Genomic DNA, 14063 nt, shown 5'->3' with positions numbered 1-14063 from the left:
GATGGCGCTCCTGTCCCCCCTGAACCGCCGCCGGCTGGCGAACTTCCGCGCGAACCGCCGCGCGCTCTGGTCGTTCTGGATCTTCGCGGTCCTCTTCAGCCTGTCGCTGGTCGCCGAGCTCATCGCCAACGACAAGCCGCTGCTGGTCGGCTACCGGGGCGAGCTCCACGTCCCCGTGATGCGCTTCTACCCCGAGACGGCGTTCGGCGGCGACTTCCGCACCGAGGCCGCCTACCGCGACGCCGAGGTGCAGTGCCTCGTGGTCTCAGGCGGGCTGGAGGACTGCTTCGACACCCCCGACGAGGTCATCGCGGAGGTGGAGGCCACGGGCGCCTTCAATGGCGAGGCGGTGGAGCGGGGATGGCTGCTCTGGCCGCCGATCCCCTACAGCTTCGACACCGTGTCCGACATCGAGGGCGCCGCGCCCTCGGCGCCCGACGGCGAGCACTGGCTGGGCACGGACGACACCGCGCGCGACGTGCTGGCGCGGGTGATCTACGGCTTCCGCCTGTCGGTGGCCTTCGCGCTGATCGTGACCGTGCTGACCTCCGTCATCGGCATCGCGGCGGGCGCGGTGCAGGGCTACTTCGGCGGCTGGCTGGACCTGATCTTCCAGCGCGTGATCGAGATCTGGGGCGGGGTGCCGAGCCTCTACATCATCATCATCGTGGCCGCGATCCTGCCCATGAACTTCTGGCTGCTGGTGTTCCTGATGACGCTGTTCGGATGGACAGCCCTCGTGGGCGTGGTGCGGGCCGAGTTCCTGCGCGCGCGCAACTTCGAGTACGTGCGCGCCGCCCGCGCGCTGGGCGTGGGCGACGCCACCATCATGTTCCGTCACGTGCTGCCCAACGCCATGGTGGCCACGGTCACGTTCCTGCCCTTCATCGTGACGGGCACGATCGGGAGCCTCGCCTCGCTCGACTTCCTGGGCTTCGGCCTGCCGTCCTCGGCGCCCTCGTTGGGGGAGCTGACCCTGCAGGCCAAGCAGAACCTCCAGGCGCCGTGGCTGGGCTTCACCGCGTTCTTCACCTTCGCGATCATGCTGTCGCTGCTGGTGTTCATCTTCGAGGGCATCCGCGACGCCTTCGATCCGCGCAAGACCTTCACCGCCGAGCCCGCGCCGCCCATCGCGACGGTGCCGCAGGCCTCGTCCACCGCCGCCGAGGGCAACGCATGAACCTCCTGAAGGTCCGGGGCCTCGACATCCGCTTCCGGCAAGGATCGACCGAGACCCATGCCGTGCGCGGCGTCTCGTTCGACGTGGCCGAGGGCGAGACCGTGGCGCTGGTGGGAGAGTCCGGCTCGGGCAAGTCCGTGACCGCCCTGTCCACCGTGTCGCTCCTGCCAGACTCGGCGGTGATCGGCGGCTCGATCCGCTACCGCGACCGCGAGATGGTGGGCGCCTCCGAGGACGCCCTGCGCGACGTGCGCGGCAACGACATCAGCTTCATCTTCCAGGAGCCGATGACCTCGCTCAATCCGCTGCATACCATCGAGAAGCAGCTGGCCGAGTCGATCCGCCTCCACCAGGGGCTGGAGGGGAAGGCGGTGCGCGCGCGCATCCTCGATCTTCTCGGCAAGGTCGGGATCCCCGATCCCGAGACCCGGCTCGGCGCCTATCCCCACCAGCTCTCGGGCGGGCAGCGCCAGCGGGTGATGATCGCGATGGCGCTGGCCAACGGGCCGGAGCTGCTGGTGGCCGACGAGCCGACCACGGCGCTCGACGTGACCATCCAGGCGCAGATCCTGAACCTCCTGGCCGACCTCCAGCGGGACGAGGGGATGGCGATGCTGTTCATCACCCACGACCTCGGGATCGTGCGCCGCTTCGCCGACCGGGTCTGCGTGATGCAGCACGGCGAGATCGTGGAGACCGGCCCCACGGCCGAGATCTTCGCCAACCCCCAGCACCCCTACACGCGCACGCTCCTGGAGGCCGAGCCGAAGGGCCGCCCCGACCCCGTGCCGGAGGGCGCCCCCGAGATCGCGCGCACCGAGGGGCTGCGGGTCTGGTTCCCGATCCACAAGGGCCTGCTGCGCCGCACCGCGGGCTACGTGAAGGCCGTGAACGACGCCTCCGTGCGGGTGCGCGCGGGCGAGACCACGGGCATCGTGGGCGAGAGCGGCTCCGGAAAGACCACGCTGGCGCTGGCCGTCATGCGGCTGATCTCCTCGGACGGGCGCATCGTGTTCATGGGGCGCGACATCGACGGGCTGCGGTCCAAGGCCATGCGGCCCCTGCGGCAGGGCATGCAGATCGTGTTCCAGGACCCGTTCGGATCGCTCTCCCCGCGCATGACCGTGGCCGAGATCGTGGCCGAGGGGCTGCGCCTCCACGACACCGGCGACAGCCGCCCCCACCGCGAGCAGGTGGCCGAGATCCTCCGCGAGACCGGCATCGACCCGGCCACCATGGACCGCTACCCCCACGAGTTCTCGGGCGGGCAGCGCCAGCGCATCGCCATCGCGCGGGCCATGATCCTGCGCCCGAAGCTGGTGGTGCTCGACGAGCCGACCTCGGCGCTCGACCAGACGGTGCAGGTGCAGATCGTGGAGCTGCTGCGCCGTCTCCAGCGCGACTACGGGCTGGCCTACCTGTTCATCTCGCACGACCTGAAGGTGGTGCGGGCGCTGAGCCACCAGCTCGTGGTGATGCAGCGCGGCGACGTGAAGGAGCAGGGCGAGGCGGCGGCGATCTTCGAGGCGCCGCAGCACCCGTACACGCGGGCATTGATGGCCGCCGCCTTCGACCTGCGCGCCGAGGAGGCCGTGGTCGCGGTCTAGGCCGGGCGAACCGCGAATCTACACTTCCGAAACGAAGCGGGGCGGCGCACTGCGCCGCCCCGTCCGTGGCTCGCGAGGGAGGGCGCGAGCCGGCTCGTGAGGGGGAGGACTCACGAGCCGAAGGTCACCCGGCATTCCACCTCGCGGGCCTGGAGGCGCAGGCAGGCGCGCTGCGCCTCACGCTGGCTGAGGCCCACGAAGGACGGCTCGTAGCCGCCTGCCACCTGCGCCACCTGCCGCAGCGCGTCGTCGAGCGCCTCGAGTTCCTGCAACGCGGTTCGCAGGAGGAGCTTGTCGGCCTCCCAGCGCGAGGGCTGGCGGGGCAGGGTGATGCCGTAGATGCCGCTGCCGGCCTCGGCGCGGCGCACCACCTCGAGCACGGGCGCGTCGGGGCGCGGCTCGGGCGAGGCGGCGGCGACGAGGATCGTCGCGGTGCCCTCAGCGCGGGCCACCAGAACGCCCTCGTCGCCGGGACGCATCATGGGGCGGCGCGAGCGCGCGGGCGCGGCGGGGCCGGCGGGCGGCAGGCCGCTGTAGGCGGGCGCGGCGGGCCGGCGCTCGGCCACGTTGCGGGGGGCGCGCTGGAAGCCCAGGTCGAACAGCTCCATGATGCGCTGGTTGCGGGTGGTGGCCGAGCGGCCGCCGAACACGGTGGCGATCACGCGCACGCCGCCGCGCTCGGCCGAGGCCACGAGGTTGAAGCCGGCGGCGTTGGTGAAGCCGGTCTTGATGCCGTCGGCGCCCTCGTAGGCGTCGAGCACGCGGCGGTTGGTGTTGCGCACCGTCTTGATGCCGATGTTGGTCGTGCGGCGGCCGAACAGGTTGTAGTACTCGGGGTAGTCGTAGAACAGCCGCCGGCCCATGATGCTCATGTCCTCGGCGGTGCTCATGTGGCCCTTCTGGGTCAGGCCGTGGGGGTTCTTGAAGGTGGAGCTCTTCATGCCGAGCGCGCGGGCGGTGCGGTTCATGCGGGCCGAGAAGGCGTCCACGGAGCCGGACACCGCCTCGGCGATCGCCACCGCCCCGTCGTTCGAGGAGCGCACGGCAGCGGCGCGCAGCAGGTAGCGCAGCGGCACGGTGCTGCCGGCGCGGAAGCCGATGGCGTAGGGCGTGCGCGCGGCGTTGCGGCTGATTGGCACCTGGGTGTCGAGGGTGATCTCGCCGCGGCGCACCGCCTCGAAGGCGATGTAGAGCGTGACCATCTTGGTCAGCGACGCGGGATGCAGCGGGGTCTCGGCGTTGCGCGCCCGCAGGGTCTCGCCGGTGCGCGCGTCCATGAGGAACTCGGCGTAGGGCGCGGCGGAGGCCGGCGCGGCCAGGACGGACACGACGAGGAGGAGGGCCGAAAGGCCCCGGGAAAAGATGTTCATGATACTGCTCACTGCCCTGCGGCCCGGTTTCCGGGTCCACTGATTTGCGTCGAGCCTACGTCGAAGGACCCTTCGAATCCAGCAAAACTCTTGCAACGGCGAGTTTTACCTCAGGTTGTGAACAATGCCAGAAACTCGCCTCACCTTCGCCACGATCCGGTCGCCGGCCCGCCACGGAACCGCCGCGAACCGGCCCCGGCCCGCCCCCGCGGCGCTTGTCCGCGCGGCGGCGCCGGTCCAGATCGGGGGCGCATCGAGAGGAGCGCCCATGCCCGATACCGACCGCCGCCGCCGCGCCGCCGCGTGGTTCCGATCCCTGCGCGGCGAGATCGTCGCCCGCTTCGAGGCGCTGGAGGCCGGGACGCCCGGCGACGGCGCGCCGGGGCGCTTCGACGTGACCGAGACGCGGCGCACCGCCGAGGACGGCTCGGAGGCGGGGGGCGGCGTCATGTCGGTGATGCGCGGCGGGCGCCTCTTCGAGAAGGTGGGCGTGAACTGGTCCGAGGTGCACGGGCGCCTGAGCCCCCGCGCCGTGGCGGCGATGGCGGCGCGCAAGGACCTGCCGGGCATGGCCGCCGACCCGCGCTTCTGGGCCAGCGGGATCAGCCTCGTGGCGCACATGGCGAACCCCCACGTGCCGGCTGTCCACATGAACACCCGCATGTTCTGGACCCCTCACGGCGCGTGGTTCGGGGGCGGCAGCGACCTGAACCCCGCAATCCCCTACGCCGAGGACACCGAGCATTTCCACGCCACGATGCGCGAGCCCTGCGAGGCCGCCGAGCCGGGGCGCTACGCGCGGCTGAAGGCTTGGGCCGACGAGTACTTCTTCGTGCCCCACCGCAAGCGGGCGCGGGGCGTGGGCGGCATCTTCTACGACGACCTCGATACCGGCGACTGGGAGGCGGACTTCGCGTTCACGCAAGGGGTGGGGCGGGCGTTCCTGCCCGCGTTCGTGCCCCTGGTGGAGCGGCGGCGCGCACAAGCGTGGGACGAGGCGGACCGCGCGGCGCAGCTCGCGCACCGGGGGCTCTACGCGGAGTACAACCTCGTCTACGACCGGGGCACGAAGTTCGGGCTGGAGACGGGGCACGACCCGGATGCCGTGCTGATGAGCCTGCCGCCGCTGGCCGCCTGGCCCTAGGCCCAGCGGGCCTCGAAGGTGGCTCGGTAGCCCTCGCCCGCCAGCTCCGCGCCGGTGGCCCGGAGCATGCCCAGCCGCCCCAACTCGTCGCCGCACTTCGCCGCGGCGCCGTTGCCGCCCGCGAGGACGGTGACGCCCGGACCAGCGGCATCGACGTAGGGAAAGCCGGTCTCGGTCCAGACCACGGCGCAGGGGCCGGTGCTGGTGGCGGCCTCGCGCAAGCCGGGCAGGGCGCGGCGCAGCTCGGCGAGGAGGGCGGCGCCCACCTCCGGGTCGCCCGGCCCGTGGAACCACGCGGCCATGTCCGCCGCATCCTCGATCCGCGGCCCGCTCGCGCCTTGTCCGCCCACCTTGAGGCGCCAGCGCCCGTCCGGGTAGCGCACCGGGGGCAGGGCGTAGAGGTCGTGGGTCCACGTCTCGCCCGGCACCCAGATCAGGGTGGAGAGGTCCGCCAGTCGCTCCGCCTCGGTCTCGTCCACCTCCACGAAGGCGACGGTGCGCGCCCAAACGGTCATCGCGGGGCGGCGGGGGAGGAAGCCGTCGGAGGCGGCGTGGGGACCGGAGGCGACAATGACGTGTCCCGCCGAGAGTCGCGTGCCGTCGGCGAGCGTGACGTCCCGGCCCGCGCGGGCGATGGCGGCCTGCGGGAACACCTGCGCGCCCGCCGCCTCGGCCAGCCGCACCTGCGCGCGCGCCATGGCACGGGGGTCGATCCAGCCGCCGCCCGGTTCGCAGGCGGCCACCGACCCTTCGGGCAGGGTCCATCCGCCCGCGTCGCCCTCCGCCACCGCGGGCGCGGGGTCCATGCCGCTCGCCACGGCGAGGAACCGCTTGGTGAAGCCCGCAAGCGGTCCCGCCCGCAGCCCCGCCAGTACGCCCCCGGAGCGGCGGAAGATGCGCTCGCCCGAGCGCGCCTCGATGTCGGCGTAGCGCGCCATCGACCGCGCCCCGAGGCGCGCCCAGTCCGGATCGGAGGCCAGTGCCCGTGCGATGCGGGCGGCGTCATGGTGGCTCGCGAACGGCCCCGCGCCGCCCGGCGCCGGTTCGGGCGCCGCGACCAGCGCCACGGAATGCCCCGCCTCGGCGAGGTAGCGGGCGCAGGGCGCCCCCATCATCCCCCCGCCGATCACGATGAAATCGAAGCGCTCCATGATCCCCGTCTTCGTTTCGAAAATACCTTGGGGGGAGGCGCGCAGCGCCGGGGGGCAAAGCCCCCTGCTACGTCTGTTGCTCCCGCAACACCGCCAGCATCCGCGCCACGTTCTCCGGATCCGCATCCGGCGTGATCCCGTGCCCGAGGTTGAACACGTGCGGCCCCCCCGCGAAGGCGTCGCGGATGCGCCGGATCTCGGCGTCCATCGCCTCGCCCCCGGTCACCATGTGGCGCGAGGCGAGGTTGCCCTGCACGCAACCCCCTGCCTGGACATGCGCGGCGGCCCACGCGGCCTCGACCCCGTCGTCGAGCGCGATGCAGTCGGCGCCGATGGCGGCGTGGAGCCCCTCGTAGCGGGCGCCGGCGCCGCGCGGGAAGGCGATGACCGGCAGGCCGGGGTGGCGGCGCTTCAGGGCCTGGGTGATGCGGCGCATGGGCTCGACGGAGTAGCGCCGGAAGTCGCCGCCCTCCAGCGAGCCGGCCCACGAGTCGAAAAGCTTCACGACCTCGGCGCCGGCCTCGACCTGTGCGGAGAGGTACTCGACCGTGGCGGCCTCGATGCGGTCCAGCAGGGCCTCGAAGGTCGCGCGGTCCTCGCGGATCAGGGCGTAGGCCGGCCCCTGGTCGGGCGTGCCGCGGCCGGCGATCATGTAGGTGGCCACGGTCCAGGGCGCGCCGGCGAAGCCGATCAGGGCGACCGGCGCGGGCAGGGCGCCCGCGAGGTTGCGGACGGTCTGGTACACTGGGGCGAGGTGGTCGTGGATGGCGTCCGCGGGCTTCAATGCTGCGACCCCGGCGGGCGTGGTGATCGTGGACAGGCGCGGGCCCTCGCCGGTCACGAACCACAGGTCGGCGCCCAGCGCCTGCGGGACCAGCAGGATGTCGGCGAAGAGGATCGCGGCGTCGAAGCCGAAGCGGCGGATGGGCTGAAGCGTGACCTCGGTGGCGCGCTCGGGATCGTAGCAGAGGCTCAGGAAGTCGCCGGCCTCGGCGCGGGTGGCGCGGTACTCGGGCAGGTAGCGGCCCGCCTGCCGCATCATCCAGGCGGGGGGCACGGGCAGCGTCTCGCCGGCGAGGGCGCGCAGGAGGGGCTTGGCGGCGGCGGCGTCGGGCAAGGGGCGTCTCCGGGTCGGGGGCTGGACAGCGAATGCGGGGCCGGGGATGGAGTGTCAAACCCCCGAGGAGCGCCCATGGACCTGCCGACCCCCGACCGCCCGTTCCGCATCGGCACCCGCGGCTCGCCCCTGGCGCTGGCGCAGGCGCACGAGACGCGGGCAAGATTGATGCGGGCGCACGGGCTGCCGGAGGAGGCGTTCGCGGTGGTCGCGATCAAGACCACCGGCGACCGGGTGCAGGACCGGCCCCTGAAGGAGATCGGCGGCAAGGGGCTGTTCACGAAGGAGATCGAGGAGGCGCTGCTGGCGGGCGCGATCGACGTGGCCGTCCATTCCATGAAGGATATGCCGACCGAGCAGCCCGCGGGGCTGGTGCTCGACGCGTACCTGCCGCGCGAGGACCCGCGCGACGCCTTCGTGGCGCTGGACGGGGGCACGCTGGCGGCGCTGCCGGAGGGGGCCGTCGTGGGCACGTCGTCGCTGCGGCGGGGCGCGCAGCTCCGGCACCGGCGGCCCGATCTGCGGGTGGTGGAGTTCCGGGGCAACGTGCAGACGCGGATGCGGAAATTGCGCGAGGGGGTGGCGGACGCCACGTTCCTCGCGGTGGCGGGGCTGAACCGGCTGGCGATGGCCGAGGTGCCTCGCACGGCGCTGGAGCCGGCGGAGATGCTGCCCGCGATCGCGCAGGGCGCCATCGGGATCGAGCGGCGCGGGGCCGACGACCGGGCGGGTGCGATGCTGGCGGCGATCCATGATGCCCCCACGGGCCTGCGGCTGGCCTGCGAGCGAGCGTTCCTCGCCGCCCTCGACGGGTCGTGCGAGACGCCGATCGCGGGGCTGGCGGAGCTGGAGGGCGGGCGCCTGCGGTTCCGGGGCGAGATCCTGCGGCCCGACGGGTCGGAGGTGCTGACGGCCGAGGGCGAGGCGGTGGAGGGCGAGGGGGCCGAGCTGGGCGAGCGCCTCGCGCGGGACCTCTCGGGCCGCGCGCCGCGGGGGTTCTTCGACTGGCGGGCGGGGTAGGGCCAAGCCCCGGCCTTGCGCCGGGGCCTTTGCTTGCGGGGAGGGCTCCGCTCCGGAGTGACGGTGCCGACGGGCAGCCGGAGGCCCCGGGTCAAGCCCGGGGCGCAGCGGACGTCACGGGTACGCCACGCCCCGGCCTCGCGCCGGGACCTTCGCCAACCAGGGGCGCTTAGCTCCCCAGCGATTGCGCAAGCGGCGGCCTGGGGCTCTGGCGCGAGGCCGGGGCGGGGCCCGTGTGCTCAGTCCGGGAGCGCCACCCCGCGCCGCTCCAGCGCGGCGACGAGCGGCTCCAGCTCCGCCGCGTGCCGCCGCCAGGCACCCACGCGGCCCGCGTGCATCGGCGCGCGCACCTGCTCGAAGCTGAGCGTGTCCACCCGTCCCGCGCGCTCGTGGAAGCGCAGGACGTCGGCGTCCCATTCCAGACCGCACGCGTCCAGCAGGGCGCGGGCGCGCCCCTCGGGGTCGGCGAGGAGGTCCTCGTAGGCGATCTCGTGGAAGGCATCCTCGGGCAGCGCGGCGCGCCAGTGGGCGAGGGCGGCCTCGAACAGGGCGACGTGCTCGGCGATGCCCTCCCAGGTGGCCGCGTATCGGTGGGTGCCGTCCGGGAAGTGGTTGCGCCAGATCGACAGCGCGGTGTCGCGGGGGTCGCGGCGCACCACGACGACGCTCGCCTGCGGCATGGCCCGCAGCACCGCGCCGACGTGCAGGAAGGTGTGGATCGACTTGTCGGTGATGCGTCCCGGCCCGCGCAGGCGCTCGACCGCGTCCACGTAGGCGTCGGCGGCGGCGCGCAGGGGCGGGGCCATCCCGGCCTCGGCGGCGTCGTAGAGCGGGGCGAGCGCCGGTTGCAGCACCCCCATCTCGCCGCCGGCCCGAAGCGCGGGGTGGGCGGCCAGCACCTGCTCGACCAGCGTCGTGCCGGAGCGTGGCAGGCCGGTCACGAAGACCGGTCGGGCCGGGCTGTCCGAGGGCGGCACGTCGCGCAGGGCGTTCCACAGGGGCCCTGCGATCCGCGCCCAGCCGGCGGCGTCGGCCTCGGCGTCGTAGGGAAAGGCCTCGGACTGGAGACGGTTGGCGCGGGCGAGGTGCGCGGCGGCGGCCTCGGGGGCGTGGGGCGCCTCGGCGCGGGCGAGGGCGTAGGCGGCGAGCCGGCCTTCGGGGCCGTCGAGGGCGGCGCGCATCACCGGCAGCACCGGATCGTCGGGCGCGAGCGCGGTGCCGTAGGCCAGCGCGCGCATCGCAAGCCCCGCGCCGGGGTGGGCGCGGATCGCGGCGCGCAGGTCGGTCTCGGCGGGCTCCGCGCGGCCCAGCGACTGAAGGAGCTGCGCCCGGCCCGTCAGCGCGGCGAGGTCGGTGGGGGCCTCCGTGAGGATCGCGCCGTAGGCGTCGAGCGCCGCCTCGTCCTCGCCCGCCGCGGCGAGGGCGCGGGCCTCCAGCAGGGCGCGGCCCGGTGCATTCTCGGGCATGCGGCGCAGGTGGGCGAGGGCGGTGCGCGGGTCGCGGGCGAGGGCGGCCTCGGCGGCGCAGCGCAGGGCGTGGGGGTCGCGGGGCGCGAGGCGCAGCGCGGCACTGGCCAGGCGGGCGAGCGCCGGCGCGCGGGCCGCGAGGGCGAGCCGGGCGGCGAGCACGGCCGGCGCGGCGAGGCGGGGGGCGAGGCGCGCCGCCTCGGCCGCCTGCGGCAGCGCCGCCGCCGGGCCTTGCACGCGCGCGGCGACCTCGGCGAGGCGCGCGCGGGTGGCCGCGACCCAGGGCTCCGCGGCGGCGGCGCGCTGCAGCGCCTGCGCGCCGCCCGCGCCGTCGCCGCGCCCGAGCCGGGCCTCGGCCAGGAGGCCGAGCGGCACCGCGCCGGGCGTGGCCCCTGCGAGCGCCGCCTCGGCGCCGCGCCAGTCGCCCGCGTCCAGCCGCCGCTGCGCCCCGGCCAGCGCCTTCGGCGCCAGCCCCCCGGTGCCCTGCGCGCGCGCGCCGCGCCCCGAGGCCAGCTCGCCCAGGGCGGCGGCGAAGGCCGGCGGCAGGCCCGCATCCCGCACGCGGCGCCCGAAGGCCCGCGCGCCGTCCGCCGCGTGGGCCGCCAGCGCGCGGTCGGCCCACAGGGCGGCCTCGCGCGGGCGGGCCTCCAGCGCCCGGTCCAGCCACGCCTCGGCCTCCGCGGGCGCGCCGACCTCGAGCGCCACGCGCGCGCAGGCCTGCAGCGTCCGGGGGTCGGCGTCGGCGGCGGCCTCGCGGGCGCGGGCCATGGCGAGGAGGGGGCGGCCCGTGTCGAGCAGGCGGCGGAGCGTTGCGGCATCGGCGGTCATGGGGCGCGCCCTAGCACGGGGGTGCGGCGGGGCGCGAGGGCGGTGGAAACCCGCTGTTTCTCCCATGCCGCTTGCTCGATGCGCCCCGCGCCGCGATAACCGGCGCAGCGGTGGGGGCCGCCACACGAGGGGGGCCGCCCCATGTCTGCCGAACGCCATCCGCCATCCTCCTTCCGCCAGGGCGCCCGCGCGGTTCCGCCGGCGGTGCCGGAGGGGCCGCTCGCCACCTACGACGTGTCTTGGCTCGACGCGCAGGGCCGCGAGCGCTGGGAGACGCTGCGCCTGCCGGCCGAGGGCGCCGTCGGCGACGTCGTCGCCACCTTCGCGCGGGGCACCCCCATCGAGACCCCGCGCGGCCCCGTCGCCGTGGAGGACCTCTTGCCGGGCGACCGGGTGCGCACGCCGTCGGGCAGCGCCGCGCTGCGCTGGTGCGGCTCGCGCAGCCACGGGCCGACCGAGGCGCGGCCCACGCTCTACCGGATCGGCGAGGGCGCCTTCGGGCGCGGGCGCCCCGCGGGCGACGTGGTGCTGGGCGCGGGCGCGCACGTGCTGGCCGAGGGGCCGCGCTGCCGCCCCCTGGTGGGAAGCGACGCGGCCTTCGCGCCCGTGGCGGCCTTCGAGGACGCGATGCACGTGATCGCCGTGCAGCCCCCCGGCGAGGTCGCCACCTACGGGCTGGCCTGCGAGGGGCAGGAGGCGGTGATCGTCGGCGGCATCGCCGTGGGTAGCTACCACCCCGCGCGCGAGATGATGCGCCGGGTCACGCCCGCCACGCTCGAGGCGCTGCATCGGCTGATCCCGCCGCTGGCCGAGGGCTTCGGCGCGGCGCGGATCCCGTACCTCACGGCGACGGAGGCGCAGTCGCTGAACCTTCCCTGACCGGCCGGGGGGGCCGCGAGGGGAACCGGGGGGTGGGGAGCGGGGGGCGTGCCTGGGGACACGCCCCCCGCGACGTGTCCGGATGGCGGGCGTCAGGCCTCCTCGGCGAGGCGGGCCTCCAGCACCTCGAAGGGCACGCCGGGCGCGTCCTTCGCGCCGCGGATCACCAGCGAGGTCTTCACGCTCGCCACGTTGTCGGCGGCGGTCAGCGCGCCGGTCAGGAACTGCTGGAAGGTCGGAAGGTCGGGCGCGACGCACTTGAGGATGAAGTCGATCTCGCCGTTGAGCATGTGGCACTCGCGCACCAGGGGCCATTCGCGAGCGCGGGCCTCGAAGGCGGCGAGGTCGGCCTCGGCCTGGCGCTGGAGCGACACCATCGCGAAGACCTGCACCTCGAAGCCGAGTCGCCGCGCGTCCACGTCCGCGTGGTAGCCGCGGATCAGCCCCGCCTCCTCCAGCGCGCGCACGCGGCGCAGGCAGGGGGGCGCGCTGATGCCCACGCGCCGCGCCAGCTCCACGTTGGTCATGCGCCCGTCGGCCTGGAGCTCCGCGAGGATCTGCCGGTCGATCGGGTCGAGCTTGCCGCTGGCCATGGGGGTCCTTCCTGTTTCGTGGCGTTTCCTTCCCATGCGGGAGGCCTGCGCGCAAGAAAGTTTCGCGGAAGGGGGCTCCGCCCCCGCGCCCGTCGGGCGCTCCCCCGAGGTATTTCCGGAACGAAGACGGAGGGGCCGTCCCGCGCGTGCGTGTGCCCCTTCCGTCGATGGCGATTCCCGCCCATATCGGGGGCCGCCCATCCGAGGAGTCCGCCCATGTCCGACACCAAGCACAGCCGCGTCCTGATCGTCGGCTCCGGCCCCGCCGGCTATACCGCCGCCGTCTACGCCTCGCGCGCCATGCTGGAGCCGGTGCTGGTGCAGGGCATCCAGCCGGGCGGGCAGCTCACCATCACCACCGAGGTCGAGAACTGGCCCGGCGACACCGAGGTGCAGGGCCCCGCGCTGATGGAGCGCATGGAGGCCCACGCCCGCGCCGTGGGCACCGAGATCGTCGGCGACCACATCTCCTCGCTCGACCTGTCGAAGCGTCCCTTCACAGCCCACGGCGATTCGGGCACCACCTACACCGCCGACGCCCTGATCCTCGCCACCGGCGCACAGGCGAAATGGCTTGGGCTGGAATCGGAGGAGCGGTTCAAGGGATTCGGCGTGTCGGCCTGCGCCACCTGCGACGGGTTCTTCTACCGCGGAGAGGAGGTCGTGGTGGTGGGCGGCGGCAACACCGCCGTGGAGGAGGCGCTGTTCCTTACCAACTTCGCGTCGAAGGTCACCCTCGTGCACCGCCGCGACGCCTTGCGCGCCGAGAAGATCCTGCAAGACCGCCTGTTCAAGCACCCCAAGGTCGAGGTCGTCTGGGACCACGTGGTGGACGAGATCCTCGGCACCGACATGCCGCGCGGCGTGGAGTCGGTGCGCCTCGCCCACCGCGAGACCGGCGAGACGCGCGAGCTGCCCTGCAAGGGGGTGTTCGTCGCCATCGGCCACGCCCCCGCGAGCGGTCTGGTGAAGGACATCCTCGAGACGCACATGGGCGGCTACGTGGTCACGAAGCCCGACTCCACGGCGACCTCGATCCCGGGCGTGTTCGCGGCCGGAGACCTGACCGACCACATCTACCGCCAAGCCGTGACCTCGGCGGGCATGGGCTGCATGGCAGCCCTCGAGGCCGAGCGGTTCCTCGCGGAGCACGGGCAGGACGCGGGGCCGGCGGACGACGTGCGCGAGCCTCTGGGCTACGGCGCGCCCGTGGACGAGGGCGCGAGCGAGCCGGCCGAGTAGGCGCGCCTTGCCCGCGCCCGCCGCGCCGGCCTAAGCAGGGCCGACCCCGACGGAGACCCTCCCCATGCGCCTCGCCCCCCTCGCCGCCCTTCCGCTGCTCCTGGCCGCCTGCAACGCGGGCGCGCCGGCCCCGAGCGCCAACCCGTCGCTGGAGACCGCGCGCAGCCTCGCCGAGGGCCGCAGCTGCCCCCTCGCGGTGCCGGAGCGCGACGCGCTGCTGGGCGGCGCGATCGCGGCCGGCGACGCGGCGCCGATCGACGCCTTCCTCGACGCGCGCCCCGAGGACCCCGTAGGCCTCGCGGCGATCGACGTGGTGCGCGGACAGCCCGTGCGCGACCCCGACCAGCTGGCCTGCCTCGCGCCCTTCCTCTAGGCGCCGCGGCGGGGCGCGGGGCGCATTCCGGCAATGCGCCGGGCGCGCTTGAATTCGGCCACAAACGGTGACTAGGGGCGGGGGAAATTCCAC

12 protein-coding genes are annotated in these 14063 nt (G+C 74.7%); 7 read left to right on the top strand and 5 right to left on the bottom strand.

Annotation, left to right across the window (positions count from 1 at the left end; translation table 11 throughout):
• Position 1: 1 nt before the first annotated feature.
• Together K3554_RS15620 and K3554_RS15615 are read left to right on the top strand one after the other, a co-directional pair.
• Positions 2-1180 carry an ABC transporter permease gene (locus K3554_RS15620; RefSeq protein ID WP_259941930.1) on the top strand — a complete coding sequence of 393 codons (1179 nt, stop codon included), beginning with the start codon at positions 2-4 and terminating at the stop codon, positions 1178-1180.
• Positions 1177-2787 carry an ABC transporter ATP-binding protein gene (locus K3554_RS15615; protein WP_259941927.1) on the top strand — a complete coding sequence of 537 codons (1611 nt, stop codon included), beginning with the start codon at positions 1177-1179 and terminating at the stop codon, positions 2785-2787. Before K3554_RS15620 ends, K3554_RS15615 begins: the two co-directional genes overlap by 4 nt.
• A gap of 110 nt (positions 2788-2897) precedes the next feature.
• Here K3554_RS15615 and K3554_RS15610 read toward each other — a convergent pair whose 3' ends face one another.
• The gene (locus tag K3554_RS15610) at positions 2898-4157 is read right to left on the bottom strand and encodes a D-alanyl-D-alanine carboxypeptidase family protein (RefSeq protein WP_259941924.1); all 1260 of its coding nucleotides are present in this window, start codon (positions 4155-4157) and stop codon (positions 2898-2900) included.
• A 268-nt stretch (positions 4158-4425) separates the two neighbouring features.
• Here K3554_RS15610 and hemF point away from each other — a divergent pair, with 268 nt between their 5' ends.
• Positions 4426-5301 carry an oxygen-dependent coproporphyrinogen oxidase gene (hemF, locus tag K3554_RS15605; protein ID WP_259941922.1) on the top strand — a complete coding sequence of 292 codons (876 nt, stop codon included), beginning with the start codon at positions 4426-4428 and terminating at the stop codon, positions 5299-5301.
• Here hemF and K3554_RS15600 read toward each other — a convergent pair.
• Both K3554_RS15600 and hemE read right to left on the bottom strand, forming a co-directional pair.
• Positions 5298-6452 (bottom strand): FAD-binding oxidoreductase, encoded by a 1155-nt coding sequence (locus tag K3554_RS15600; RefSeq protein ID WP_259941920.1) that lies wholly within the window; start codon positions 6450-6452, stop codon positions 5298-5300. The genes hemF and K3554_RS15600 overlap by 4 nt on opposite strands.
• A gap of 67 nt (positions 6453-6519) precedes the next feature.
• The gene (gene hemE / locus K3554_RS15595) at positions 6520-7569 is read right to left on the bottom strand and encodes a uroporphyrinogen decarboxylase (protein WP_259941917.1); all 1050 of its coding nucleotides are present in this window, start codon (positions 7567-7569) and stop codon (positions 6520-6522) included.
• 75 nt (positions 7570-7644) lie between these two features.
• On the opposite strand from hemE, the gene hemC reads away from it, so the two are divergent.
• Positions 7645-8589 (top strand): hydroxymethylbilane synthase, encoded by a 945-nt coding sequence (gene hemC, locus K3554_RS15590; protein ID WP_259941914.1) that lies wholly within the window; start codon positions 7645-7647, stop codon positions 8587-8589.
• 239 nt (positions 8590-8828) lie between these two features.
• Here hemC and K3554_RS15585 read toward each other — a convergent pair whose 3' ends face one another.
• Positions 8829-10883 (bottom strand): sulfotransferase, encoded by a 2055-nt coding sequence (locus tag K3554_RS15585; RefSeq protein WP_259941912.1) that lies wholly within the window; start codon positions 10881-10883, stop codon positions 8829-8831.
• Between the two features lie 141 nt (positions 10884-11024).
• Between K3554_RS15585 and K3554_RS15580 the strand changes: the two genes are divergently transcribed.
• The gene (locus K3554_RS15580; protein WP_259941909.1) at positions 11025-11762 is read left to right on the top strand and encodes a Hint domain-containing protein; all 738 of its coding nucleotides are present in this window, start codon (positions 11025-11027) and stop codon (positions 11760-11762) included.
• Between the two features lie 92 nt (positions 11763-11854).
• Here the strand turns inward: K3554_RS15580 and K3554_RS15575 are convergent, their stop codons facing one another.
• The gene (locus tag K3554_RS15575) at positions 11855-12355 is read right to left on the bottom strand and encodes an Lrp/AsnC family transcriptional regulator (RefSeq protein ID WP_259941906.1); all 501 of its coding nucleotides are present in this window, start codon (positions 12353-12355) and stop codon (positions 11855-11857) included.
• A gap of 216 nt (positions 12356-12571) precedes the next feature.
• Here K3554_RS15575 and trxB point away from each other — a divergent pair, with 216 nt between their 5' ends.
• Together trxB and K3554_RS15565 are read left to right on the top strand one after the other, a co-directional pair.
• Complete coding sequence (gene trxB / locus K3554_RS15570) at positions 12572-13597, top strand: thioredoxin-disulfide reductase (RefSeq protein WP_259941904.1); 1026 nt, start codon at positions 12572-12574, stop codon at positions 13595-13597.
• Positions 13598-13661: 64 nt separating this feature from the next.
• Positions 13662-13970, top strand: coding sequence for a hypothetical protein (locus tag K3554_RS15565; RefSeq protein WP_259941902.1), 309 nt, complete (start codon positions 13662-13664; stop codon positions 13968-13970).
• Positions 13971-14063: the final 93 nt, after the last annotated feature.

Source organism: Jannaschia sp. W003, from assembly GCF_025144335.1.
Taxonomy (GTDB): domain Bacteria; phylum Pseudomonadota; class Alphaproteobacteria; order Rhodobacterales; family Rhodobacteraceae; genus Jannaschia.
The sequence above is the reverse complement of the archived record's forward strand: the minus strand, read 5'-3'. Positions and strand labels throughout refer to the sequence as shown.